General features: G+C 73.2%; 25 protein-coding genes. 12 read left to right on the forward strand and 13 right to left on the reverse strand.

All coding sequences use genetic code 11. From position 1 onward, the window contains the following. Positions 1–239 precede the first annotated feature (239 nt). A complete protein-coding gene (locus ACIQ7D_RS19300) occupies positions 240–761 on the forward strand; it encodes a GNAT family N-acetyltransferase (RefSeq protein ID WP_403939018.1) in 522 nt (173 codons plus the stop codon). Here ACIQ7D_RS19300 and ACIQ7D_RS19305 read toward each other — a convergent pair. Continuing rightward, entirely contained in the window at positions 739–1,659 is a 921-nt protein-coding gene (locus tag ACIQ7D_RS19305) for a DUF3152 domain-containing protein (RefSeq protein ID WP_403939020.1), read from the reverse strand. The two genes, ACIQ7D_RS19300 and ACIQ7D_RS19305, sit on opposite strands and share 23 nt — an antisense overlap. 161 nt (positions 1,660–1,820) lie before the next feature. Here ACIQ7D_RS19305 and ACIQ7D_RS19310 point away from each other — a divergent pair, with 161 nt between their 5' ends. The 3 genes from ACIQ7D_RS19310 to ACIQ7D_RS19320 are packed head-to-tail and all read left to right on the forward strand — an operon-like array spanning position 1,821 to position 4,682. After that, positions 1,821–2,504, forward strand: a complete 684-nt coding sequence (locus tag ACIQ7D_RS19310; protein WP_403939023.1) for a response regulator — start codon at positions 1,821–1,823, stop codon at positions 2,502–2,504. A 22-nt stretch (positions 2,505–2,526) separates the two neighbouring features. Then, on the forward strand, positions 2,527–4,077 hold the full coding sequence (locus tag ACIQ7D_RS19315) for a sensor histidine kinase (RefSeq protein ID WP_403939026.1): 1,551 nt from the start codon (positions 2,527–2,529) through the stop codon (positions 4,075–4,077). After that, complete coding sequence (locus ACIQ7D_RS19320) at positions 4,074–4,682, forward strand: hypothetical protein (RefSeq protein ID WP_403939028.1); 609 nt, start codon at positions 4,074–4,076, stop codon at positions 4,680–4,682. Before ACIQ7D_RS19315 ends, ACIQ7D_RS19320 begins: the two co-directional genes overlap by 4 nt. On the opposite strand, the gene ACIQ7D_RS19325 is transcribed toward ACIQ7D_RS19320, so the two are convergent. From ACIQ7D_RS19325 to ACIQ7D_RS19340, 4 genes are all read right to left on the reverse strand, one after another. After that, positions 4,676–5,317, reverse strand: coding sequence for a DUF305 domain-containing protein (locus ACIQ7D_RS19325; protein ID WP_403939031.1), 642 nt, complete (start codon positions 5,315–5,317; stop codon positions 4,676–4,678). The genes ACIQ7D_RS19320 and ACIQ7D_RS19325 overlap by 7 nt on opposite strands. A 57-nt stretch (positions 5,318–5,374) precedes the next feature. Then, complete coding sequence (locus ACIQ7D_RS19330; RefSeq protein WP_403939034.1) at positions 5,375–5,776, reverse strand: DUF6153 family protein; 402 nt, start codon at positions 5,774–5,776, stop codon at positions 5,375–5,377. A gap of 94 nt (positions 5,777–5,870) precedes the next feature. Next, positions 5,871–6,971: a FecCD family ABC transporter permease gene (locus tag ACIQ7D_RS19335; RefSeq protein WP_403939037.1), complete on the reverse strand. Its 1,101-nt coding sequence runs from the start codon at positions 6,969–6,971 to the stop codon at positions 5,871–5,873. Continuing rightward, positions 6,968–8,041 (reverse strand): FecCD family ABC transporter permease, encoded by a 1,074-nt coding sequence (locus ACIQ7D_RS19340; RefSeq protein ID WP_403939040.1) that lies wholly within the window; start codon positions 8,039–8,041, stop codon positions 6,968–6,970. Before ACIQ7D_RS19340 ends, ACIQ7D_RS19335 begins: the two co-directional genes overlap by 4 nt. Before the next feature lie 55 nt (positions 8,042–8,096). Here ACIQ7D_RS19340 and ACIQ7D_RS19345 point away from each other — a divergent pair, with 55 nt between their 5' ends. After that, a complete protein-coding gene (locus ACIQ7D_RS19345; protein ID WP_403939043.1) occupies positions 8,097–9,143 on the forward strand; it encodes an ABC transporter substrate-binding protein in 1,047 nt (348 codons plus the stop codon). Positions 9,144–9,223: 80 nt separating this feature from the next. Here the strand turns inward: ACIQ7D_RS19345 and ACIQ7D_RS19350 are convergent, their stop codons facing one another. Beyond that, positions 9,224–9,808: a TMEM165/GDT1 family protein gene (locus tag ACIQ7D_RS19350; RefSeq protein ID WP_403939045.1), complete on the reverse strand. Its 585-nt coding sequence runs from the start codon at positions 9,806–9,808 to the stop codon at positions 9,224–9,226. Positions 9,809–10,264: 456 nt separating this feature from the next. On the opposite strand from ACIQ7D_RS19350, the gene ACIQ7D_RS19355 reads away from it, so the two are divergent. Continuing rightward, positions 10,265–10,891 carry a hypothetical protein gene (locus ACIQ7D_RS19355; RefSeq protein ID WP_403939048.1) on the forward strand — a complete coding sequence of 209 codons (627 nt, stop codon included), beginning with the start codon at positions 10,265–10,267 and terminating at the stop codon, positions 10,889–10,891. Between the two features lie 34 nt (positions 10,892–10,925). Continuing rightward, positions 10,926–11,321 (forward strand): cupredoxin family copper-binding protein, encoded by a 396-nt coding sequence (locus ACIQ7D_RS19360; RefSeq protein WP_403939051.1) that lies wholly within the window; start codon positions 10,926–10,928, stop codon positions 11,319–11,321. A gap of 87 nt (positions 11,322–11,408) precedes the next feature. On the opposite strand, the gene ACIQ7D_RS19365 is transcribed toward ACIQ7D_RS19360, so the two are convergent. Continuing rightward, on the reverse strand, positions 11,409–12,323 hold the full coding sequence (locus ACIQ7D_RS19365) for a DUF2382 domain-containing protein (protein ID WP_403939053.1): 915 nt from the start codon (positions 12,321–12,323) through the stop codon (positions 11,409–11,411). Positions 12,324–12,668: 345 nt separating this feature from the next. On the opposite strand from ACIQ7D_RS19365, the gene ACIQ7D_RS19370 reads away from it, so the two are divergent. Further along, positions 12,669–13,745: an NAD(+)/NADH kinase gene (locus ACIQ7D_RS19370; protein ID WP_403939055.1), complete on the forward strand. Its 1,077-nt coding sequence runs from the start codon at positions 12,669–12,671 to the stop codon at positions 13,743–13,745. A gap of 70 nt (positions 13,746–13,815) precedes the next feature. Here ACIQ7D_RS19370 and ACIQ7D_RS19375 read toward each other — a convergent pair whose 3' ends face one another. Next, positions 13,816–14,472: a TetR family transcriptional regulator gene (locus tag ACIQ7D_RS19375; protein WP_403939057.1), complete on the reverse strand. Its 657-nt coding sequence runs from the start codon at positions 14,470–14,472 to the stop codon at positions 13,816–13,818. A gap of 109 nt (positions 14,473–14,581) precedes the next feature. Between ACIQ7D_RS19375 and ACIQ7D_RS19380 the strand changes: the two genes are divergently transcribed. Together ACIQ7D_RS19380 and ACIQ7D_RS19385 are read left to right on the forward strand one after the other, a co-directional pair. Continuing rightward, positions 14,582–14,743: a hypothetical protein gene (locus tag ACIQ7D_RS19380; RefSeq protein WP_403939059.1), complete on the forward strand. Its 162-nt coding sequence runs from the start codon at positions 14,582–14,584 to the stop codon at positions 14,741–14,743. After that, positions 14,740–14,991, forward strand: coding sequence for a DUF4190 domain-containing protein (locus ACIQ7D_RS19385; RefSeq protein WP_403939061.1), 252 nt, complete (start codon positions 14,740–14,742; stop codon positions 14,989–14,991). Before ACIQ7D_RS19380 ends, ACIQ7D_RS19385 begins: the two co-directional genes overlap by 4 nt. A gap of 51 nt (positions 14,992–15,042) precedes the next feature. Here the strand turns inward: ACIQ7D_RS19385 and ACIQ7D_RS19390 are convergent, their stop codons facing one another. From ACIQ7D_RS19390 to ACIQ7D_RS19400, 3 genes are all read right to left on the reverse strand, one after another. Then, positions 15,043–16,095: a PHP domain-containing protein gene (locus ACIQ7D_RS19390; RefSeq protein WP_403939063.1), complete on the reverse strand. Its 1,053-nt coding sequence runs from the start codon at positions 16,093–16,095 to the stop codon at positions 15,043–15,045. A 435-nt stretch (positions 16,096–16,530) separates the two neighbouring features. Next, on the reverse strand, positions 16,531–17,202 hold the full coding sequence (locus ACIQ7D_RS19395) for an LAETG motif-containing sortase-dependent surface protein (RefSeq protein ID WP_403939065.1): 672 nt from the start codon (positions 17,200–17,202) through the stop codon (positions 16,531–16,533). 459 nt (positions 17,203–17,661) lie between these two features. Continuing rightward, positions 17,662–18,891, reverse strand: coding sequence for an aromatic acid exporter family protein (locus ACIQ7D_RS19400; RefSeq protein WP_403939067.1), 1,230 nt, complete (start codon positions 18,889–18,891; stop codon positions 17,662–17,664). A 194-nt stretch (positions 18,892–19,085) separates the two neighbouring features. On the opposite strand from ACIQ7D_RS19400, the gene ACIQ7D_RS19405 reads away from it, so the two are divergent. Then, on the forward strand, positions 19,086–19,298 hold the full coding sequence (locus ACIQ7D_RS19405; RefSeq protein WP_403939069.1) for a hypothetical protein: 213 nt from the start codon (positions 19,086–19,088) through the stop codon (positions 19,296–19,298). Between the two features lie 57 nt (positions 19,299–19,355). On the opposite strand, the gene ACIQ7D_RS19410 is transcribed toward ACIQ7D_RS19405, so the two are convergent. Further along, entirely contained in the window at positions 19,356–19,904 is a 549-nt protein-coding gene (locus ACIQ7D_RS19410; protein WP_403939070.1) for a GNAT family N-acetyltransferase, read from the reverse strand. Positions 19,905–20,165: 261 nt separating this feature from the next. Here ACIQ7D_RS19410 and ACIQ7D_RS19415 point away from each other — a divergent pair, with 261 nt between their 5' ends. Further along, a complete protein-coding gene (locus ACIQ7D_RS19415) occupies positions 20,166–20,912 on the forward strand; it encodes a DUF4118 domain-containing protein (RefSeq protein WP_403939072.1) in 747 nt (248 codons plus the stop codon). Positions 20,913–20,944: 32 nt separating this feature from the next. On the opposite strand, the gene ACIQ7D_RS19420 is transcribed toward ACIQ7D_RS19415, so the two are convergent. Then, positions 20,945–22,315 carry a DUF2252 domain-containing protein gene (locus ACIQ7D_RS19420; RefSeq protein ID WP_403939074.1) on the reverse strand — a complete coding sequence of 457 codons (1,371 nt, stop codon included), beginning with the start codon at positions 22,313–22,315 and terminating at the stop codon, positions 20,945–20,947. Positions 22,316–22,526 lie beyond the last annotated feature (211 nt).

Genomic DNA, 22,526 nt, shown 5'->3' on the forward strand with positions numbered 1-22,526 from the left:
TGCATGCCAATATCCTGTTGGCAAAGAAAGAGAGCACCGGGTGGTCCCGACCTCTGGCAGGCGCTGCGCGTCCCCGGGCACGGTGCGGCGGACCGGCCCGCGCCCACCCTGCCGGGACCCTGCCCGCCGCCCGTGGACCCCACGCGGTGGGCAGCCCCACGATGGCCCGTACGAGGGTCGGGGCGCCCCCGTGTTCGTATCGCGTCCGAGCCCCCCTCGCGATGCGTAATACTCTCCGTATGGGATCGAGGATTACGCGGCCGAGAGGCGGGGCACGCGGCGCGGCCGTGGCGATCAGACGGGCGACCGCCGGGGACGCCAAGCGGCTCACCAGGCTGGTCAGGGGCTCCCACGCCTACCGAGGCCCCTACGCCTCGGTGGTCGCCGGATACCGGGTGGGCCAGGACTACATCGAGACTCATGAGGTCCATGTGGCCACCGGCGACGACGGGCGGGTGCTCGGCTTCTACGCGCTCGTCCTCGACCCGCCCGAGCTGGATCTGATGTTCGTCGCGGACGACGCCCAGGGGCTCGGCATCGGGCGCCGGCTCATCGGGCATCTCACCGACCGGGCGCGCGAGGCGGGGCTCGACACCGTACGGGTGGTGGCCCACCCGCCGGCCGAGGGTTTCTACCGGGGCATGGGCGCCGTACGGACGGGAACCGTGGCCGCGCGCCCGCCCGCCGTACCGTGGGACCGTCCCGAACTGGCGCTCCCGGTCGGCCGCGACCCGCGGGTCACGGAGCGGGAGGGCCGGTGATCGGCGCCCCGTCCTCCGCGTAGGGCCAGGCGTTGGTGACACACCCGTGCAACCCCTTGATCTGCTGCATCATCGCGGGGGCGGGCTCTTCGGCGCCGGGGCAGGTCTCGTGGCCGTGCCCGAGGTAGTGGCCGACCTCATGGTTGATGATCAGCGCCCGGTAGGACGGTATGTCGTGGGCGTAGGCCGGGGTGGCCAGCCGCCAGCGCTTGAGGTTCACCATCACATGCCGGCCCACATTGCAGTTGACCTCGCCGCCGGTGTCCAGGTTGTACTCGCCGCAGATCCGGTCGACGGTGTCCGGCGTCGCGAGCTGGACGACGAAGTCGGCGGCCTCGTCCGCGACCCGCCGGAAACCGGTCGCGCCGTCGGCCGTCCAGCCGCGCGGGTGCGCCAGGATCCTGTCCACCTCCGAGGCGACGGCCCCGGCGGACTCGTCGAGCCCGTCCTCGACGGAGACGGAGTACGTCACGATCCGCCCGCCGCCGACCGGAGCGCCGCCCGCGCCGGCCGCGCTGAACGTGCCGGGACCGGTCTTCGGGATGCCGGTGTCCGAGCCGGTCTTGTCCGTACCGGTCTTGCCTGTGCCTGCCTTGTCCGTACCGGCCTTGTCCGTGGCGGCCTCGTCCGTACCGGCCTCCGCTGTCTTCCGGGAGGCGGTCGCTTCGGACGGGGCCGGGGCCGGATCGGCGCGCGGGGCGGCGGTCTGCCGCGCGCTCGCCGTGGGCTCCTTTCCGCCGCTGCCGAGCTCCGTCACGGCGAGGCCGACGGCGGTCAGTACGGCGAGCGCGGCGAGTCCTGCGGCGAGCGATGCCGTACGGGCGGGCCCGGCGTGGGCGGCTCCTTTCGAACGGCGACGCCTGCCGGGCGGCCGGGCGGGGGAAGTGCGAGAGGTCATGGGAGAAGAGGCTGTGGCGGCGGTGTGCCCAAGCCTGGACCGGAAGGTCACGGAACCGTAACGACCCTGCGAGGGAGGTTTCATATGATCGTCGCGTAACAGTTGCCCCTGCGGCCGTCCGGGTGGCGGGCCCGCCACCCGGACGTACGGATACTGTCGGCATGCCACGAGTCCTGCTCATCGAAGACGACCCCGCCGTACGCGAAGGCGTACAACTCGCGCTGCGCCGCCAGGGCCACGACGTGGAGGCGGCCGCGACCGGGGAGCTCGGGCTCGAACAGTTCCGGCGGTTCCGCCCCGACGTCGTCGTCCTCGATCTGATGCTGCCGGGGATGAGCGGCCTCGACGTCTGCCGCAGGATCAGGACCGGCAGCCAGGTGCCCGTCATCATGGCCACCGCGCGCGGCGACGACGTAGACGTCATCGTCGGCCTGGAGGCGGGAGCCGACGACTACGTCGTCAAACCCGTCCAGGCCCGGGTCCTCGAAGCCCGGATCCGGGCCGTGCTGCGCAGGTTCGGTGTCCCCGCCGACGCCGACGCGAGAATCGAACGCCACGGTGACCTGGTCATCGACCGTGCCGGACTCGACATCTCCCTGCGCGGCGAACCCGTCTCGCTCGCCCTGTCCGAGATGCGGCTGCTGCTCACGCTCTCGGCCTCGCCCGGACAGGTCTTCAGCCGCCAGCAACTCCTCGAAGCCGTCTGGGAACACAGCTACCACGGCGACATCAGGCTCGTGGACGCCTGTGTGAAGCGTCTGCGTTTCAAGATGGCCGAGCCCTCGGGGGCGCCACGGTACGTCCAGACCGTACGCGGCTTCGGCTACCGCTTCCGCTCCCCGTGAGCCCCCGATGAGACTCCCCGGAATGACCCCCCTGATCTCCCTGATCTCCCGGATCCGCCTGATCTCCCGGATCCGCCTGGTCCCGCGGCTGCGCGGGCTGCGTGTGCGCCTCGTGATCGCCTTCACCCTCGTCGCCGTCGCGGGAACCCTCACCAGCGGCGCGCTGACCTTCCGCGAGGCCCGCACCGGCGTGCTCCAGCAGAGCCAGGACACCGTCGTCACCCAGTTCCGCGAACGGGTGAACGGCTCGGCGCCCGGGATCAGACTGCCCGCCGAACGGGCCGACCTGGAGTGGTTCACCGACGAGGTCGCCAAAGCCGGCCGCTCCGAGGGCTGGCGGGTCCTGACCGTCTATCGGAACCTGCGCGTCACCTCCCGCCCGGACGACGCCTTCACCGAACTCACCCCCGAACTGAGACGGGCGGCGCTCACCGGCTCCGACACGGTCTTCCAGCGGGTCCCCGCGAAGGACACCTCCGTCCTCGTCGTCGGCCTGCCCGTCACCTACGCCACCCCCGAGGGCGGGACGCCCCGAAACTCCGGCCTCGCCGTCTTCCTGACCGTCTCGCAGAGCGACGAGGAGGCGTACGTCAACGCCCTGGTCTCCGCCGTCCAGCGCGCCACCCTTCCCGCGCTCGGCCTGGCCGTCCTCCTCGCCCTGCTGGCCGCGCGCGGTGTGCTGCGCCCCGTACGGGAGCTGCGGCGCGCCGCCCGCTCCATGGCCGAGGGGCGTTTCGACACCCGGCTCGCGGTGCACGGCTCCGACGAACTGGCCGACCTCTCCCGTACGTTCAACGAGACGGCCACCGCGCTGGACCGCTCCGTCGCGGAACTGCGCCGGATGGAGGCCCGCGCCCGCCACTTCGCCTCCGACGTCTCCCACGAACTGCGCACCCCGCTGGCCGCCATGGCGGCCGTCACCGACGTGCTCGACGAGGACGCCGGCGGGCTCGACCCGGACACCGCCACCGCCGTACGCCTCATCAGCCAGGAGACCCTCAAACTCGCCCGGCTCGTCGACGACCTCATGGAGATCTCCCGCTTCGACGCCGGCGCGGCCGAACTCCAGTGGGACGACATCGACCTCGCCGAGTCCCTGCGCCGTACGCTCGCCGCGCGCGGCTGGACGCAGACCGTGGAGACCGAACTGCCGCCCCCGGACGCCCTGCGCGGCCGGGCCGACGCGCGCCGTCTCGACGTCGTCGTCGCCAACCTGGTCGCCAACGCGCTGCGCCACGGCGGACGCCCGGTACGGCTGCGGCTGCACGCGTCCGCCGGGCGGGCCGTCATCGAGGTCATGGACAGCGGCCCCGGTATCCCCGACGACGTCCTGCCGCATGTCTTCGAACGCTTCTACAAGTCGGACACCGCCAGGACCCGCACCGAGGGCAGCGGTCTCGGGCTCGCCATCACGGCGGAGAACGTCCAGCTGCACGGGGGCACCATCCGGGCCGCGAACCGGCCGGAGGGCGGCGCCGTCTTCACCGTGGAGATCCCGCTGCCGGCCGGCCCGGCCTGCCCGGCCGAGCCGATCCCCGTACCCCGTGACCGCCGTCCGAAGGGCCGATCATGACCCCGACACCCCGGCGGCACCCGGCCGCCGCACTGCTCCTCGCGCTCACCGCGCCGCTCCTGCTCGCGGCCGGCTGCCGGATCCCCGGCACCGGTGTCGTCCAGGCGGGCGAACCGGCCACCGGGGTGCGCCCCGTGGTCCTGCTCTACCTCGTCAAGAACGACGCCCTGTATCCGGTGGCGCGCTCCGCCGACGTCACCGCGATCGATGCCGGGACGGCCGTCTCCCTCGCGTTCCGTGGACCCCACCCCGCCGAGAGGCGCGGCGGGGTGACCACCGAGCTGCCGGCGGTCGAGACCCGGCCACGCGTCGTCGTGGACGGTGACCGGGTCTCGGTCGAACTGCCGGGGCCGGCCCCTCTCACCCCGCTCGCCGTGGACCAGCTCGTCTGTACGGTGACCGCGGCCCGGGCGCTGGAGGCCCGGGCCGCGGCCCCGACCGTGACCGTCGTCGACCGGGCAGGACGGCATACGGTCACGGCCGCCGAGGCCCGCTGTCCCGCCGGAGGCAGCTCCTCCGACGCGTACGGGCCCGGCGAGGGGCGCCTGTTCGAGCCGCCGGAGCCCCTGCCCACCCCGGGCGGTGAATCCGGCGGGGGCTACTGACCCAGCACGGTGTTCATCCGGGTGATCTCGGCGGTCTGCGAGGTGACGATGGCGCCGGCCATCTCCCTGGCGCCCTGATGGGCACCCTGGGACTGTTCGGTCCTGGCCATCTCGACCGCGCCTTCATGGTGCTCGACCATCATCTTCAGGAATGCGGTGTCGAACTCCTTGCCGGACGCCTTCGCCAGCTCCGCCATCTCGTCGTCGGCCATCATCCCGGCCATGGAGTGGCCGGAGTGCTCCGCGCCGTCCGCCGGGGCGTCCTGCGCGGGTACGTCCTCGCCCCAGGCCGTGAGCCACTCCGACAGAGTCCTGATCTCCGGCGCCTGGGCCTTCTTGATCTCGGCCGCGAGCGTCCTCACCTCCGCCGACGAGGCCCGGCCGGCGGCGAGGGAGGACATCTCCACCGCCTGCCGGTGGTGCGGGATCATGCCCTGGGCGAAGGACACATCGGCGGCGTTGTGCGCCGAAGCGGATGCCGTACCCGTGGGCGCGGCGGACGGGTCGGAGCCATGGCCGGAGTGGGCTTTCGTGGACGTGTCCTGACCGCCGCAGGCCGCGAGGACCAGGGCGGCGCTCAGGACGGCGGCAGCGGCGGCGGCCCGGCGACGGGCCGGAAAACGGTTTGAGGTCATGCTGGAACAACTCCTGTGCGTGGAAAAGGGACAGAGGCATGCCGAACGCGGGCACGCCTATATGCGCAGGAGTTGCAGTTCGCTCAGTGAGGGAGGGGCCCGGTCGCCCGGCGCCGACCCCGGGCCCCGGCGCGCGACGAGCGCGAGGGCTTCCGTACCGGACGGCGGGCCCGGCAGCGGCGGTGTCCAGAGCACGGGACCGGTACCGGTACCGGTCGCAGCGCAGGTCGCGTCCGCGTGGTCCATGTGCCCGCCGCCGTCATGGGCGGGCGGGGCGCAGACCGGTGCGTCGGCCGCCGTGGCATGGGCCGAGGCGGCGGGCGGCGCGGTGTGCGTTCCCAGGGCGGGGACCGGCCCGAGGCCGTGCATGGCCAGCAGCCCGGCGGTCACCGCCAGCACCAGCGCCAGCAGAGCACGTCCCCCGAAGGGGCCGTGCTCGCCGTGCCGGGGCCGTCTCATGGGGCCATCGTAGGCACAGCTCCTCGGCTGCCGTGCGGCGGCGTCCACCCGGCGGCGCGCCGCCGGGGCGGTGCGGCCGGCCCCGCCGCCGGGGTCACGCGGAGCGGGCGGTCCTCCTCTCCCGCGACAGCAGCCAGAGCAGATAGACCCCGCCGAGGGCCCCGGTGACCAGCCCCACCGGGATCTGGAACGGCGAGAGCACCCGCTGCGCCAGCAGATCCGCGGTCGCCAGGAGCAACGCCCCGGTCAGCAGGGCCGGTCCGATCGGGGGACCGGGGGAGCGGGTGATCCTGCGGGCGAGTTGCGGGGCCGCCAGCGCGAGAAAGCCGATCGGGCCCGCGACCGCGACGGCCGTACCGGCGAGGGCGACGCCCATCAGCAGACAGAGCGCCCGCACCCGGGTGACGTCCACGCCCAGCGCCCCCGCCGTGTCGTCGCCCATCTCCATCAGCCGCAGCGGCCGGCCGAGCGCCAGGGTCACCACCACGAGCACCGGCAGCACGAGCGCCAGAGGGGTCACCTGCGGCCAGGAGACGGCGTTGAGGCTGCCGAACGTCCAGGCCTTCGCGCTCTCCGCGGACTCCAGGTCGGCGCGCGTGAGCAGGAAGTCGTTGACCGAGGAGAGCATCGCGCCGACGGCGATCCCGGCGAGCACCAGCCGGTTGCCGGAGACGCCGCGCGAGGCGGTGAACGCGTAGACCACCACCGCCGTGCACAGCCCGCCGAGCACCGAACCCGCGCCGACCCCCACCCCGGCCCCGCCGCCGCCCGCCAGGATGACGACGAGTGCGCCACTGGTGGACCCGGTGGTGAACCCGATGACGTCCGGGCTGCCGAGCGGGTTGCGCGACAGGCTCTGGAACAGCGCCCCCGACAGCCCGAGCGCCGCCCCGACGAGCAGCGCGGCGCAGACCCGCGGCAGCCGCTGGCCGACCACGATGAACCGATCGGTGGCGGAGCCGCCCCCGGTGAACAGGACATCGGCGACCTGCGCGGCCCCGATCCGGTACGTCCCCGTGAACAGGGTGAGCGCCCACACCGCCGCGCAGCACACCAGCAGCACGGCCAGCACGGCGGCCGTACGCCCCGAGTAGCGCAGGGTGATCCCGCGGGGCAGCCGCGCCACCCGGGTCCGGGCGGCCGTCCGGGGCGCGGGGGCGGGCCGCGCGGCGGCGGTCCGGGTCGCGCGGCTCACGTGGCGACCTCCCGGCGCCGTACGACCAGCCACAGCAGCGCCGGAGCGCCGATGAACGCGGTGACGACGCCCACCTCGATCTCCCCCGGCGGCGCGATCACCCGCCCCGCGATATCACTGACGAGCAGCAGGATCGCACCGCCCGGCAGCGCGAAGGCGAGCAGCCAGCGCAGATCGGGCCCGAGCAGCAGTCGCAGCACATGCGGTACGACCAGTCCGACGAAGCCGATCGGCCCGGCCGCCGCGGTCGCGGCGCCGCACAGCAGCATGATCGAGGCGAACCCCGCGGCCCGCACCCACGGCACCCGAAGCCCGAGCGCCGCGCCCGCCTCGTCCCCGAGCGCCAGGGCGTTCAGGGACGGGCCGAGCACCAGCGCGACGACGGTCCCCACCAGGACGAAGGGAACGGCGGCGGCCAGCGCCTCCGTACCGCGGTTCTCCAGCGACCCGACCACCCAGAAGCGGTACGAGTCGAACGCGGAGGAGTCGAACATGGTGAGGATGCCGGTACCGGCCCCCAGGCTCGCCGACAACGCGGCCCCCGCCAGCACGAGCCGGGTGTGATGGTTGCTCCGGGTGGCGCCCGAGGTGAGCGCGTACACCAGCAGCGCGGCCAGTACGGCGCCCGCGAACGCGAACCAGATGTACCCGGACACGCTGGTCACATGGAACGCGGCGATGGCCGTCACCACGGCGAACGAGGCACCGGAGTTGACCCCCACGATGCCCGGTTCCGCCAGCGGATTGCGGGTGACGGCCTGCATGACGACCCCGGCCAGCGCCAGCGCCGCGCCCACCGTGACCGCCAGCGCGGTACGGGGCAGCCGCAACTGACGGACGATGATGGCGTCCGGGCTGCCGTCGTCGTGGAGCAGCACCCGCCACACGGTGTCCAGCGGGACGCCGCGCGCGCCGACGCCCAGGCTCACCAGGAGCAGCAGGACGACGAGACCGAGACAGCCCACCAGTGCCACGAGCCGCCTGCCGGCTTTCGGCCGCGGCGCACCGGTCGGCGCCGGTCCGGTCCGGGGCGCGCCGGTCCGGTCCGTACCTCCCGATATGTGATCCATCGCATGACTGCCATACCTACTCATCCGCACTTAGGAGAGCCTAAGCTAAGCGCTCGTGTACCGCTTCCGTGATCTCCCTCTCACCCGTCTGATCAGCGGCGTCGCCCTGTCGGGCGCCCTGCTGCTCACCGGCTGTTCCACGTCGACCCCGACCGTCTCGTCGGCCAGCGGCCCGGCCGGCACATCGTCGGCCGCCGCCACCCACACCGCTCCCCGGACCGTGCCCAAGGGCATGGGAAGCGGCAAACCGGACGGCGAATTCCCGCGTACGGTCGGCCACTTCGAGGGAAGGACCACCATCGGGGCCGCGCCGAAGAAGGTCGTGGTCATCTCCACCGGCCAGGCCGACGCGCTGCTCACGCTCGGCACGGTGCCGGCCGGCTCCACCCGGGGCGACGGGGCCGACCTCGTACCCCAGTACCTGAAGGACGACTATCCCCAGGACGCGGCCGCGCTGGGGAAGGTCGTCGACGTGGGCTCGCGGGTGGATCCGAACCTGGAGACCATCGCGAACATCAAGCCCGACCTGATCCTGATGAACGTCGCGGGCAAGAACGCCAAGGGCCTCTACAAGGCGCTGACCGCGGTGGCGCCCACCGTCGCCACCCAGGGCACCGGCCTCTACTGGAAGCAGGACTTCCTGCTCGTCGCCGACGGACTCGGCAGGACCGGGCAGGCGCGCACGTACCTGGACCGCTTCCACACCGACGCCGCCTCGCTCGGCGCCGCGCTCGACAAGCCGGTGACCCTCTCGTTCCTGCGGCTCAACGGGGACCGGCTGCGCGTCTTCGGTGTGCCGTCCTTCACCGGCAGCATCGCCGAGGACGCCGGGCTCGGCCGGCCCGAGAGCCAGCGGTTCGACAAGACGTCCCAGAACATCAGCAACGAGCAGCTCGACCGGGCCGACGCCGACTGGATCTTCTACGGGGTCCAGGGCGACGCGGCGAAGGCCGCCGAGCTGACCAAGGCACCGCTGTGGCCGACGCTCTCCGCCGTCGCCGGCAGGACCGCGATCCCGGTCGACGACGACATCTTCTACCTCAATACGGGCCCCACGGCCGCCCGTGACGTACTCACCACCCTCAAGAAGCACCTGACCTGACCCCCCGTACGAAGGGGCCCGGTCCCGTCGGTACGCGACCGACGGGACCGGGCCCCTTCCTGTTCGCCGTACGGGAGGCGTCAGCCGACGAAGATCTCGGTCACCGACCAGATGGCGAGGCCGAGCATGCACAGACCGCCGATGCGCTGCACGGTCTTCAGCGGGACGCGGGTGGCGATGAACCGGCCCGCGAGCAGGGCCAGCGCGGAGACGGACATCAGTGCGGCGGCCGACCCGATGGCGGTCGACCAGGTGCCGTTGCTCGCGGCGAGGTTGGCCGTGGTGATCTGGGTCAGATCGCCCCACTCACTGATGAAGACGGCCATGAAGGCGGTCGAGTAGACCGGCCAGAACCCCGTGACCGTCTTGGTCTGCGTCTCCTCGTCCTCGCCGTCGTCCCCGCCGCGCAGCAGCATGAAGGCGCCGAAGGCGAAGAGCGCGGCCGAGACGAGCTTGACGATCCAGTCGGGCAGCAGCCCGATGAGGCTGCCGGCGCCGATGGCGATGGCGACATGCACGATGAACGCGGTCGAGGTGCCGAACCACACGTAGAGCGGACGCATACGCGTGCCCATGGCCAGGGACGCGAACATGGTCTTGTCGGGGAGCTCCGCGAGGAAGATCAGACCGAAGGCGGTGAGGATCGCCAGGGGATCGAGAGACATTCCGGGTGGCTTTCTCTGGGGGCCGGGCCCGGGTCTTCGCGAAGCGCCGTATCGGAGCCAGGAGGACCACTCGGCCCGGCACGACGGTAGTGCCCGCGGGACGCGGACATGTCAGTGCCTGACCGAAGGTCTCGCCCGCCCGCCTCATCGGCGGGCCCGGCCACCGGGAACCCGGGGGTTCCAGTGTGTCGACGACCGGTTCGCGGGGCTACTCCCCTTCGCAGGCCCCCACGGTACCTCACCCGGGACGCGGGGTGCGTGCCGGGCGATGCCATACCCGTGAACCGCGCGGTACGCGCGAACAGTGCGGCGTACGTGTGAACCGTGCGGCGTACGGGGGCCCGGTCGGCCCTGTCCGCTGGCTCGCCCCCCGGGGCTGCCGTGTAGTGGGTCCTGCGGTCGCGTTCGGGCGGGCGCCGTGCTGCCCCTGGGGCGGCCTGATCCGAGGAGTTTTGAATGAAGAGCAACACCAGGGCAGTCACCGCGATGGCCGCGGCCGTACTCTGCGCGGCCGCCCTCGCAGGATGCTCCGGCAGCGACAGCGCGTCGGAGGGGGGGCCCGCCGAGGCCGCCGCCTCCGAATCGATGTCGATGAGCGCCTCGCCGTCGACGACGGCCTCCGAGATCGAGGGCAAGGTCTCCGAGAAGGAAGTGGCGCCGTACGGGAAGATCCTGGTCAACGGCCGGGAACGGACGCTGTACCTCTTCGCCGCGGACAAGACGAAGGAATCGACCTGCACCGGCGACTGCGCGAAGGTCTGGCGCCCCGTGCTGGTCACCAATGGTGTCGAGCCGAAGGCGGGCACCGGGGTCAAGCAGAACCTGCTCTCCACCGTCACCCGTACCGACAACACCAAGCAGGTCACCTACAACAACCACCCGCTCTACACGTACAAGTCCGACCGCATGCCGGGCGAGGCGCGGGGGCAGGACGTGACCGAGTTCGGTGCCAAGTGGTACGTCGTCGACACCGAGGGCAACAAGGTCACCACCGCGCCGCCGAGCTCGAGCACCAGCCCCGGCGGGAGCACGAGCCCCAGCGCGGGCATGAGCTCCACCCCCAGCTCCAGCGCCAGCTACTGATACCCGCCGACGGGCCCGACAGCTCGGAGAAACCATGCCGTTCCCGGGCGCCGGCCGCAGGGCCGCGCCGGCCGTCGCACTCGCCGCCGTCCTCGTGGCCACGCTCGTCGGCTGTTCCGGCGGCGGTGGTGGCGGGACCTCGTCCGCGTCGCCGTCCCCGCCCGCGTCAGCGGGCGGATCGGCGCGGGTGACGATCGACAACTTCGCCTACGCCCCGTCGGCCCTGACCGTGGCCCCGGGCAGCAAGGTGACCGTGGTCAACAAGGACTCGGTCGCCCACACCCTGACCGCCACCGCCGGCAAGGCGTTCGACACCGGGACCATCGGCCCGGGGAAGACGGCCACCTTCACCGCACCGTCCAAGGCGGGCGCGTACCCGTACATCTGCACCATCCACCCCTTCATGAAGGGGACGCTCACAGTCCGCTGAGGGCCGACCGGCCGACGACAGCCCCCGCCACCACGCGTACGCGGTGGACGGGGGCTCGGCGTTCCCGGGGGAGGCGGTGGGGCCGGGTCAGCGGCCCGGGCCGCGCTTGCCGCGCGCGCCCTTCTCCTCCTGGTCCGTGTCGTACTCGATCTGTTCCTTGCGTACCTCGGCGGAGACCTCCCGCTGCTCGGTGACCTTCTCGGTGTCCATGCGGACGCGTTCGACGGGGATGGACTCCTTGCTGATCACCGGCTGGTCGGCGTGGAGCGTCACCTCGGTCTGCGCCTCACCGATCCGCATGCCCCGGACGGAGTTGCGGTCCTCGGGAGAGATGGCCTCGTGGACCACCCGGACCTCCTCGTGGCTGAGCGGTACGGAGGTGGTGACGTTCTCCGTCACCACGACCTTGCGCAGCCGCGCGTGGCCGACCTCGCGCTCCTCGGTGGTGACGTGCAGCTCCTCCTCGGAGCGGATCAGCTCCTCGCCGTGCTTCTCGCCCGTGCGCATGTCGCCCAGGTCGGCGCCGCGTGTCGCGGACCCGGCCATGGCCGGTCCCCGCGTCCCCTCCGGCGTGGCGGCGCGGCCGGTGGACATGCCAGGACCCGTGGCCGTGCCCGTTCCGGCGCGCGGCCGGCCGCCGGCCGCCGTGCCCATGCTCGCCGCGGTGCCGATGCCGCCCGCCGCGGTGAGCCCGTAGTGCTGGTAGAGCTGCTTCTCCTGGCCGGGGTCCAGATGCTCGTCGGCGTCGAGGCGCGGTGCCTCCTTGACGGTGTCCTTGGCGTACGGCACGTGGATGTCCTCACCGGCGCGCCGGGCGCCGGACAGCGGAACGAGGCTTTCCTTCATCCCGAACAGACCGGTCCTGACGGTGACCCACTCCGGGCGGCCCGTGCGGTCGCCGACATAGACCTGACCGATGCTGCCGATCTTGTCGCCGTCCCTGTCGTACACGCTCTTGCCGTTCAGACTGCTCGGGTTGTTGAACACGCCTTCGGCTGACATCAGCGATCACTCCTCGCGTGGGGGAAGCGCGTCTGCGGGATGAGGCCCCTCACGGTCAGGCGCGCACCACTCCATCGCGCATCCGCACGGGGCCGTCGGCAACCGGAACGGGGCGGCGGGACGGCGACGGCGACGGCCCGCTGCCCAGTCCGGGCAACGTTCCCGGGGGGCGGCACCCCGGCCCAGCTATCCGCCATTCGAGTGAACCCGGGGTGGGTTGCGCGGGCGGTGTCCGGGAGGTCGGCGTGCGCTCCGGCCGCCTCCTCCGTCATCCTGGAGACGGCGGCGTGCCGGAGACCGGCGGCCCAGGTGCCGACCGGACATGACGTACGGAGAGCGGACCCCATGGCTGTGGAACGTGTCGGTCTCGTGGTCCACCAGGGCCGCCCGGCCGCGGTCGGGACGGCCCGTACCGTCCACGCCTGGTGCGACGCGCACCGCGTCCCCTGCGCGGATCTCGACGTGTGGCGGGACCACGAACCCCGACACGGCGGCCAGGAGGAGGCGTCCGCGGCCGGCCGCCCCGACCTCGTGGTCACCCTCGGCGGCGACGGTACCTTCCTGCGCGGCGCACGGATCGCCGCCACGTGCGACGCCGCGGTCCTGGGCGTCGACCTCGGGCATGTCGGCTTCCTGACCGAGGTCCCCGCCGAGCAGGTCGGCCACGCCCTGGACGCCGTCCACGAGGACCGCGCGGCCATCGAGGAGCGCATGACCCTCACGATGCGCGTCTCCCGTCCGCCGACGATGCCCTCGGAGGTGGCGGCGCTGCTGAGCCACGGCCGGGGCCCGGCGCTGCCGCCGCCCCCGGTGCGGCCCGGGGCCACCGGAGAGGGCTGGGGCGTTCCCCTGGACGTCGTCGCCCTCAACGACGTCGTCCTGGAGAAGCTCGCCCGCGACCGGCAGATCGCCCTGGGCGCGTACGTCGCGGGCCGGCTGCTCGCCTCGTACTCCGCCGACGCGCTCATCGTCGCCACCCCGACCGGTTCCACCGCCTACAGCTTCGCGGCCGGCGGGCCGGTGCTCTCCCCGCACATGGACGCGGTGGTCTTCACGCCCGTGGCGCCGCACATGACGTTCGGCCGTACGGTCGTCGCCGCCCCCGACGAGTCCGTGGCGCTGCGGATCCTGCCGCACTCCGGGCAGGTGGCGCTCAGCATCGACGGTCAGTTGCGCGGCGCGCTGGAGCCGGGGGACTGGGTCGGCGTCTACGGGGCCAGGTACCGGCTGCGGCTGGTGCGGCTGGGGCCGACCGACTTCTACACCCGGCTGCGCGAGCGGTTCCGTCTCACCGACGCGCCCGCCACGGCGGCCGACGGTGAGGCCCCTCCGCTGTTCCGGCCGGACGGGCCCGTCCCGGACGACCTGGCGCATCTGCGGCTGCCGCCGCCACCGGGGGAGCGCCCCGAACGCCGCGGCTGACGGCCGTTGCCCGGACCGGGTGGGGCGGGGCCGGGCGGGCCGGGGCCGAACTCCGGCCGCCGGGCGGATGTCAGTCGAGCCAGTGACGGCGGCCGAGGGCGATCAGCCGGAGCCTGCGGCGCGCCGCGGACGCCACCCGCGCCTCCGCTCCGGCCCGCGCCTCCGCTTCCGGCCCCGTGCCCGGATGGTCCTCCGCCGCGTGGAGGAACGCGGACGCGGTCATCACCATCTGGTCGACATAGACGTCGGCCAGCATCCGCAGGTCCTCCCGGCTCCATCCGGCCGAGACCGGCTCGGCGGCGAGCACGGCGGCCACCTCCTCGGAGAAGCGGCGCAGTTGGGCGCCGATGGCCTCGCGCACGGACCGTACGCCGCCGTGCCGCTCGCGGGCGATGAACCGGACATGGGCGGGGTACGCGCGGACATACCGGGCCATCACCTCGACGGTGCGCTCGATCCGTTCCTCGTCACCGTCGGTGGCGGTGAGGATGGTGCCGATCGTCCCGTGCAGGCTGTCGAGCGCCTGCTCGACCAGGGCCACCCCGAGATCGGCCGGGTCCCGGAAGTGCCGGTAGAAGGCCGTGGGGGCGACACCCACCGCGCGGGTCACCTCGCGCAGCCCGAGGCTGCTGAGGCTCTGTTCCTCCAGCAGCAGCAGCGCCGCGTCCAGCAGCGCCTGACGGGTCTTCTCTTTACGGGCCTGCCGGACGCCCGGGGTGTGACTCATGCCATTCAGTAAACAACCGTTCTCCGGAAAGAGGAAGATTAGACTCGGAAGTCAGTGCACAAGTGTTCTCGGAAAGCGTGCTCGACCGTGCTCCACAAGGAGGCATTTCATGATCTTCCTCGTCGCGGCTCTCCTCCTGATGGGGGTGGTGCTCGGCGCGGTGGCCCATGTCCCGCTGCCCGTCACCCTGGTCGCCGCCGCCGTCATCGGGGGCTGGCTGCTGCTGTTTGCCGCCCGGGAGTTCCGCGCCCAGGGGCGGCGGTACCGATGACCGCGGTACGGGAGCGCGACGCCGACGGCATGGCCGTCGCCTCGTTCCTCCTCGGCCTCCCCGGCCTGCTCGTGCTGAACCTCCTCCTCGGCCCCATGGCGATCGTCCTGGCGTCCCTGGCTCTGTGGCGCGGCACCACGCGCAGGGGCCGGGCCCTCCTCGGGCTCTTCCTCGGCGTCGCCGATCTCGTCGTCCTCGCCGTCCTGATCGGCGCGGACCGCACGGTGTCCTGGGGCCTGGCCGGCTGACCCGCCGCACGGCGGCGCCGCGAGGTCCCGCAGCCTGCCTCGGCGCGCGGCCTACCCGCCGGGCGGCCGCCGGGTGCGGGTCCACTCGCGCAGCTCCTCGGCCGTCCAGGTGTTGACCACCCGCTCCGCCGGGACACCGCACTCCTCGGCCCGCGCACAGCCCAGGAGCTGCCAGTCGAGCTGGCCCGGCGCGTGCGCGTCGGTGTCCACGGCGAAGAGGACCCCGGCCGCGACCGCCTCGCGCAGCAGCCGCCGGGGCGGGTCGAGACGCTCGGGCCGGCTGTTGATCTCCACCGCCGTGCCGGTCCCGGCGCAGGCCTCGAAGACCGCTCGCGCGTCGAACTCCGACTCGGGCCGGCTGCCGCCCGTACCCCGGTCCCGGCGGGTACGGCCGATCACCAGCCGTCCCGTGCAGTGGCCCAGCACATCGGTGCGCGGATCACGTACGGCGGCGATCATCCGCCGGGTCATCGAGGCGGCGTCCATCCGCAGCTTCGAGTGGACGGACGCCACCACCAGGTCCAGCCGGTCGAGGAGTTCGGGCTCCTGGTCGAGCGAGCCGTCGGGCAGGATGTCGCACTCGATACCGGTCAGCAGCCGGAACGGGGCCCAGCGCGCGTTCAGCTCCGCGATCACGTCGAGCTGTTCGCGCAGCCGCGCGGCCGACAGGCCGTTCGCCACGGTGAGTCCGGGGGAGTGGTCGGTGAGGACGGCCCATTCATGGCCGAGCGCCGCCGCCGTACGCCCCATCGCCTCGACGGAACTGCCGCCGTCGGACCAGTCGGAGTGCAGATGGCAGTCCCCGCGCAGCGCCGCGCGCAGCGTCTGCCCGGCTTCCGCGAGGGGCGTCCCGGCCTCCCGCTCCAGCCGCTCCAGATACTCGGGTACGGAGCCCGCCACCACGGCCTCGACCACCTGGGAGGTCCGGGGGCCGATGCCGCGCACCCGGCCGAGCGTGCCGGCCGCCGCGCGCCGCGCGACATCGTCGGGGTCCATGGCCGCCACGGTCGCCGAGGCGGTACGGAACGCCTTGACCCGATAGGTGTCCGCCCGCGAACGCTCCAGCAGGAAGGCGATCCTGTCCAGCGCCTCCACCGGGTCCATGGGCGCCCCAGACTGTCGGTGTGCCGTCCGTTCCGCGTCCGGGTCTCTTCCGTACGCGCGCCTTCAGTGTGGGCGTGGCGGGCGTGCCGTGCATCTCGCCCGGGGCGTCACACGGGCCGAGGGGCCCTGTCCGGGCCCCCGGGTTGTGCCCGGGGGCCCGGACAGGGCCGTACCGCCGGCCTCGGGGCCGGTCCCGACCGGGTCCGCGGCGCGCACCGTGGGCCGGTGCGGCGACGTACGGCCCCTGCCGTTCTGTCCATGCCTTCGGCCGGGTGTCCGGCGTCCGGACGCGCCGCGTGGCGGCGGTGCGGGACGCCGTCCGGCAGGGGCGGCAGGGGCTGGGCGGGCCGATGGACAGGCCGCCCCGGTCATGACGGCGGGTGATGCGGTGATGCGGTGGTGCGGGTGATGCGGTGGTGCGGGGGAACGCTCGGGTCAGCCCTGTACGGAACGACGCTTGCGCGCGGCCCACATGATGCCCGCTCCGGCGACCAGCACGACACCGGCGGCGCCGGCGATCAGCGGGGTGGAGCTGGAGGCACCGGTCTCGGCGAGGTCGTCACCGGCGGGGCTCGGCTGCGAGGAGGGGACCCCTGCGGCCGAGGTGCTCGCCTCGCCCGACGGCTCGGGGGCCTCGGTGGCGGGCGTGTCCTTGCTGGGCTCCGCCTCGGGGGCGGACTCCGACGGGGCCGACGACGACGGCTCCTGTGGCGGGGTGGACTCGGCGGGCGGCGGGGTGGACTCCTCGCCCTCGCAGACCGGGGCGGTCTTGGTCTCGTCCTTGGAGAACTGGTCGCCGTCGGCGGCCTTCACGACGAGACGGACCGTCAGCTCGCTCTTGTGCGCGGGCAGGTCCAGCTTCTTGCTGAAGTCGTTACGGAAATTCTCCGTGGGCAGCAGGTCCTTGCCGTCCACGGTGACCGTCACGGTGTTCTTGTCGCTGTTGCCGTAGGCGGTCAGGTTCAGACTCACCTCGGAACACGTCACCGACCAGGTCGGCGTGTGCGCGAACGCGGGAGCCGCCGACAGGCCGACGCCCAGGGCGCTGGTCGCCGCGACCGCTATGAAGGCGCTTCTGCGCCGCCACGATCTGCTGAATTGGGTCACAAAATCCTCCGCTATAACCGCGCCGCCCACGATGACGGCGCGCGCGCACAGTACCGCCATCCACGCGGGCGCCAACAATCGCCCCACCCAACTCATGGTCTCCGTACGCCCCGTGGACCTGCGGGGACGTCGAGGACCGGCCAGGAGGTCCACCCGGGGGAGCGCCGGGGCGACGGGAGCGGGGACCATGATCACAAACCGGAGGGATGGCCCGATCATGCCGTCATCACTGCTTTCGCCCGTCAATACGGGGGTGTGGACCGGTGGGCCGAGCGCTTCCCCGCCCTCATTCACGGCAACATGTCAGGGCAGTGGTAAACATTCCGTCAATAATTGGCCAGGAGCTTTCCGTTGCTCCGGGAACCGGCGAATCCCGCCGGGCCGGAGGCCGATTGCCGTCGGCGGCACATTCCCTTCCCCGTCCCTTCCTCCCCCGTTCGCCCGGTTCGTGGCCGGCCCCTATCGACGGCGCAGCCCGGACTTTCGCCGTACCCAGTGCCGGGCCGCCGTCAGCCGGGGATGGCGCTCCCGCTCCTCCCGGGAGGCCCGGTCCAGTTCCTCCATCAGCCGCCGGGAACGATGCTCCAGATCCAGCTCGTCCAGGATCCGGTCCAGTTCGGCCAGCAGCGCGCCGTGGAGCTGCCACTGTCCCGGGTCGTCGCGCACCTCCGCCAGCAGCAGCTCCGCCAGCCGCGCCCGGCTGGTCCGCGCCGTCTCCAGGTCCTCGGCGAGGCGTGCCTCCGCCGTCTCGGCGCTCCGGGTGACATCGGTCGTCACCATGACGGCGAAACTCACCACCGCGTCGGCGACCTCCGCCAGCAGCTCCCGCAGCGCCGCGCCCACCTCCGGAGGGAACAGCGCCTCCCGCTCCCGCTCCTTGGCGAGGTCGGTGAGCGTTCTGGCCAGCACCCGCAGGACCACCGTGCAGATCTCCAGGGTGTCCAGGCCCGTCCGCAGCACCACCCGGTGCAACAGCCCCTCCTTCACCCGGGGGTTGAGCCGGACGCTGTCCTCCGCTTGGCGCAGCGCCGCGTCCACCTCGCCGATGTCGTGGTCGAGGCGGCGTGCCTCGTGCAGCCGTGAGGCCGCGCGCTCCACCGGGATCGGCTCCGTCAGCCCCTCCCCGATCCGCAGCAGAAGCTGGCGCATACGGCGCGCGAGGCCGTCCACGGACTCGCCTGCGGTGGCGACCCACACCGGCGGCGCCAGCAGGAGGTTGAAGAGCAGCCCCACCACCGCGCCGATCAGCGTCTCCAGCACCCGGTCCCAGGCGGTGGACGCCACCCGGGGCACCCCGAGCACGAGCATGGCGCTGATCGCGACCTCGGGCACGAACTCGCTCACCCGTACGACCCGTCCGACGACCAGCGAGGCAAGGATGATCAGCCCCAGGCTCCACCAGGTCAGCCCCACCAGCACACTGAAGGCGCTGGCCACCAGCACCCCGGTCACCACGGCGTTCACCCTGCGGATGCTGGTGGTCAGGGTGGAGTAGAGCGTCACCTGGACGACGAGCAGCGCGGTCAGCGGGGCGGTGAGCGGCGCGGGCTCGCTGCTCAGCCGCAGCGCGACCACATAGGCGATGGTCGCGGCGGCGGACGAGCGCAGCGTCTGGGCGACGACGGGCTCCCGGCGCCACTTGACGAGCTCCGCCACCGGCCCGCTCAGGGACACTCCGACATCACGCACGACCTCTTCCTTCCCCCTCAGGACCCGGCCGGACCCGCGCCGGTCCGCCCGATAGGCCGGGTGGACGAGCCCGTGCGCGACGCGCTCCGGCGACCCACGGTTGTGCAGGACAGGGAAGGATGGGGTAGACACCTCTTCAGCGGGTCGACCGGCATGGGGCCGCGCGGCCGCTCGATTCTTCCGAACGGTTGTGCATGCCTACTTCAGCGTCCCGCCAGGACCCGGTTCAGGACTCCACCGCGGGCGCCGCGCCGAACGCGCGGCCACAGCACCACGGCATCTTCCTCGAACCCCGCTACACCGTCGAACTGCCGCCGCACGAGGGCGACGAGGAGACCCCCACGGAGAGCTTCTTCGACCGGTCGGCGGCCACCCGGCCCCGTACCCTCACCGCACGCAGGAACTAGGGACTTTCGTCAACCGCCGGTAAACGGCACCGGCCGGCCCGCCACCGGGCCCGGACATCACCCGGCCCGTCGACCGTCCGTCCACGAGCGCAGGGTGTCGGCCGCCGCCTCGTCGACGGGCCAGGCGATCCGGTAGTACCTCAGCGCCTCGTCCCGCGCGACCAGCCGCATGCCCGCCGCCGCCATCACGCGCTGCGACGCGATGTTGTCGTGGCCGGTGTCCCCCTGGACACGGCTGACCCCGCCGGACCGCGCGAACCGCAGCAGTGCGCGCAGCGCCTCGGACGCGTACCCCCGCCCATGGACGGAGGGGATCAGTCCGTAGCCGATCGTGACGGCGAGATCCTCGTCGGGGACACCGTGGAAGCCGAGACCGCCGATCGCGTGCCCGTCCGCGCGGCGGCGGATCTCGTACGCCCCGAACGGCCCCGGATCACCGGTGATCGCACATGTCGTCAGAAAGCGCCGGGCCCCCGTCATATCCCCGTCCGCGGGGTACCCGGGCGCCCACCGGTCCCCGTCGGCGGGCTCGCCCGCCGCCACCCGCTCGGCTTCGAGCACGCTCAGCGGATGGAGCACCAACCGCTCCGTCACAAGATCGTCCATGACGGCAGACCTATCACGGGCCCCCGGGGCGGCACAGACGTTTTCACGCGATGTGCGCCGAGCGTTCGGCCCTCCTTCGCGCCCGGTACAGCCGGCCGGACATCAAGGGCGCGTCAGGGGCCGCCGGACCCGCGGCAGGGCACCGTCAAGAACCGGGCCGCGCCCGCCGCCACGGATCCGGCGGGTGCACGCTGGAGTAGAGGCCGCCGGACCGGCGGCCCGGTTGCGCCGGACCTCCGTACCGGCACGGCGAGGTGGGCCATGCGCTGTTCGCTCCGTGACCGCGTCGCGCTCGGTGCCGCGCTGCTCGCGCCCCTGGCGACCGCGGGGATACTGGTGCCGTTCCGTACCGGAGTGGCGAGTACGAATCCGGCGCTGATCCTCGTCGTGGTCGTCGTGGCGGTCGCCGCACTCGGCAACCGGGTCGCGGGCGCGCTGGCCGCGCTCTCCTCGGCCGTCTGGTTCGACTTCTTCCTCACCAAGCCGTTCGAACGCTTCACCGTCACCGACACGAACGACCTCACCACGGCCCTCCTGCTGCTGGCCGTGGGGCTCGCCGTCTCCCAACTCGCCGCGCGGGCCCGGCGGCTGCGCGTCATGACGGTGGTCGACGCGGGGCTGCTCGCCCGGATCCACGACACCGCCCGGCTGGCGCGGACCACGGGCTCCTCCGCCGCCGTGGTCGACCAGGTCGGCCGTCACCTGGTCGACATCCTGCGGCTGCGGAGCTGCCGGTTCGAGTACGGGAGCCTGCTCGGGCACCCCGCGCGGCTGGAGCAGGACGGCACCGTCGTCGTGGACCGCGAGCCCTGGGACCTGGAGGCACGCGGCTGGCCCGACGGTGAGATCGAACTGCGGGCCGAGGCGGGCGGCCACTACCAGGGCCGCTTCATGCTCCGGCCCTCACCGGGGGTCGTCCCCAGCCGGCAGGTCCGGCAGGTCGCGGTGACGCTGGCCGACGACGCGGGCGCGGCACTCGAAGGGGAGGCGCCGGTCCTGGACGGCTGAGACCCGTCCGACGAACGGGACGGTCACAGTCCCTACGACCCCGCCCGTACGGCCGGGTCCGCCCGCGCGGGGTGGTCGGCCGCCGGGATCCGGTCGGCGGCGAGGGCCGCGACGAGCGCGGCGTGGTCGGCCGTGTTCCGGTCGGCGTAGCGCAGCGCGAAATCCGCCACGGCGCGCTCGAAGGTGTCCGACCCGCCGAGGTAGTGCGCGATGGCGATCCGGTCCCCGGAGCGGGCGTGCGCCCGCGCCAGGGCCCTGCCGCACAGCTCCGCGTACGTACGCAGCAGGTCCGGCGCCATCGTCTCGACGACGACCGGGCCCTTCATGTCCCGCAGCCGCCGCCAGTAGAAGTGGTGCCCCTCGGGCCCGGTGACCCAGCCGAGGAAGACATCGCCCGCCGCCTGGAGCAGCCGCTGTCCCGCGACCACCCGCCGGCCCTGGTGGGGGTAGACGCTCTGCTGGGCATGCGGTTCGAGCACCGACCGCTCGGCCTCCTTGATCTGGAGGAGGAGCGGATCCCCGGCGTCGCGCCCCTCCAGCAGCACGACGAAGCACCGTGTGCCGACACTCCCCACCCCCGTGACCTTGCGGGCCACGTCGACGAGGCGGAACCGGTCGAGAAGCACCCGCTGCTCCTCGGGGAGCGTGCTGCGGTAACCGATGAAGATCCGCCGGAGCATCGCCGTGTCGAGCCGCCCGACCGGCTCCAGCAGCGGCGGGTCGTGGATGATCCGGCGCGGCCCCGACGCCGTGTCGGTCAGCTCCTCCACCGCCCGCAGACAGGTGCGCCGACGGGCCTGCGGCAGGTCCGCGGCGACGCGCGCGCGGCGGGCCGCCCGGACGAGCGGGCGCAGGTCCGCGGTGCCGATCCGCTCGTACCAGACGCCCAGTTCACCGAGGCGCGCCAGCCGCCGCATCGATGTGCGGTACGCGCCGGCGGCGGCCCGCGCCGCGTCCCGGGCGTCCGCCGCCGGGGCGCCCCGGTCGAGGGCGGCCACCACCACGCTCGCCGCCAGCCGCTTCACATCCCACTCGAACGGGCCGGGCAGGGTCTCGTCGAAGTCGTTGAGATCGAAGAGCAGGGCGCCGTCGGGGGAGGCGAAGACCCCGAAGTTCAGCAGATGGGCGTCGCCGCAGAGCTGGACGGTCAGCCCCGTACACGGCTGGGTCGCCAGATCGGCGGCCATCACGGCGGCGGCGCCGCGCAGAAAGGAGTACGGGGACGCGGCCATCCGCTCGTAGCGCAGCGGCACCAGTTCGGGGACCCGCTGCGTGGCCTGCCGGGCGAGCACGGCGAGCGGGTCGATCCGGTCGGCGCCCGGTATCCACAGCCCGTGCGAGGACCGGGACGCGTCCTTGCGGGCCGCCCGGCCGCGCTCCGCCCGGTCGGCGGGGGTGGTCATGGCGCGGCCCCTCTCCCCGTGGTCGGTGCCGTGGCACGGCCGGTCAGCACGAGCATCCCGCCCCGGCGGCCGGGCAGCCCGGTGCGACGGCCGTTCGAGTGACCCGGCGGACCGCGCCGGTCCCGTAGGGGGGCACGGGGCGATCCCGTACGGGGGGCACGGGCCGGGTCCGTACGGGGCACGAGTCGGTCCCGTACGGGACACGGACCGG

This window comes from Streptomyces sp. NPDC096310, assembly GCF_044763125.1.
GTDB lineage: Bacteria > Actinomycetota > Actinomycetes > Streptomycetales > Streptomycetaceae > Streptomyces.

Excerpts from the sequence above, each read along its gene's own strand:
- ACIQ7D_RS19300 (WP_403939018.1), top strand. The coding sequence starts at position 240 with ATGGGATCGAGGATTACGCGGCCGAGAGGCGGGGCACGCGGCGCGGCC.
- ACIQ7D_RS19305 (WP_403939020.1), bottom strand. The coding sequence starts at position 1,659 with ATGACCTCTCGCACTTCCCCCGCCCGGCCGCCCGGCAGGCGTCGCCGT.
- ACIQ7D_RS19310 (WP_403939023.1), top strand. The coding sequence starts at position 1,821 with ATGCCACGAGTCCTGCTCATCGAAGACGACCCCGCCGTACGCGAAGGC.
- ACIQ7D_RS19315 (WP_403939026.1), top strand. The coding sequence starts at position 2,527 with ATGACCCCCCTGATCTCCCTGATCTCCCGGATCCGCCTGATCTCCCGG.
- ACIQ7D_RS19320 (WP_403939028.1), top strand. The coding sequence starts at position 4,074 with ATGACCCCGACACCCCGGCGGCACCCGGCCGCCGCACTGCTCCTCGCG.
- ACIQ7D_RS19325 (WP_403939031.1), bottom strand. The coding sequence starts at position 5,317 with ATGACCTCAAACCGTTTTCCGGCCCGTCGCCGGGCCGCCGCCGCTGCC.
- ACIQ7D_RS19330 (WP_403939034.1), bottom strand. The coding sequence starts at position 5,776 with ATGAGACGGCCCCGGCACGGCGAGCACGGCCCCTTCGGGGGACGTGCT.
- ACIQ7D_RS19340 (WP_403939040.1), bottom strand. The coding sequence starts at position 8,041 with ATGGATCACATATCGGGAGGTACGGACCGGACCGGCGCGCCCCGGACC.
- ACIQ7D_RS19350 (WP_403939045.1), bottom strand. The coding sequence starts at position 9,808 with ATGTCTCTCGATCCCCTGGCGATCCTCACCGCCTTCGGTCTGATCTTC.
- ACIQ7D_RS19355 (WP_403939048.1), top strand. The coding sequence starts at position 10,265 with ATGAAGAGCAACACCAGGGCAGTCACCGCGATGGCCGCGGCCGTACTC.
- ACIQ7D_RS19360 (WP_403939051.1), top strand. The coding sequence starts at position 10,926 with ATGCCGTTCCCGGGCGCCGGCCGCAGGGCCGCGCCGGCCGTCGCACTC.
- ACIQ7D_RS19365 (WP_403939053.1), bottom strand. The coding sequence starts at position 12,323 with ATGTCAGCCGAAGGCGTGTTCAACAACCCGAGCAGTCTGAACGGCAAG.
- ACIQ7D_RS19370 (WP_403939055.1), top strand. The coding sequence starts at position 12,669 with ATGGCTGTGGAACGTGTCGGTCTCGTGGTCCACCAGGGCCGCCCGGCC.
- ACIQ7D_RS19375 (WP_403939057.1), bottom strand. The coding sequence starts at position 14,472 with ATGAGTCACACCCCGGGCGTCCGGCAGGCCCGTAAAGAGAAGACCCGT.
- ACIQ7D_RS19380 (WP_403939059.1), top strand. The coding sequence starts at position 14,582 with ATGATCTTCCTCGTCGCGGCTCTCCTCCTGATGGGGGTGGTGCTCGGC.
- ACIQ7D_RS19385 (WP_403939061.1), top strand. The coding sequence starts at position 14,740 with ATGACCGCGGTACGGGAGCGCGACGCCGACGGCATGGCCGTCGCCTCG.
- ACIQ7D_RS19390 (WP_403939063.1), bottom strand. The coding sequence starts at position 16,095 with ATGGACCCGGTGGAGGCGCTGGACAGGATCGCCTTCCTGCTGGAGCGT.
- ACIQ7D_RS19405 (WP_403939069.1), top strand. The coding sequence starts at position 19,086 with ATGCCTACTTCAGCGTCCCGCCAGGACCCGGTTCAGGACTCCACCGCG.
- ACIQ7D_RS19410 (WP_403939070.1), bottom strand. The coding sequence starts at position 19,904 with ATGGACGATCTTGTGACGGAGCGGTTGGTGCTCCATCCGCTGAGCGTG.
- ACIQ7D_RS19415 (WP_403939072.1), top strand. The coding sequence starts at position 20,166 with ATGCGCTGTTCGCTCCGTGACCGCGTCGCGCTCGGTGCCGCGCTGCTC.
- ACIQ7D_RS19420 (WP_403939074.1), bottom strand. The coding sequence starts at position 22,315 with ATGACCACCCCCGCCGACCGGGCGGAGCGCGGCCGGGCGGCCCGCAAG.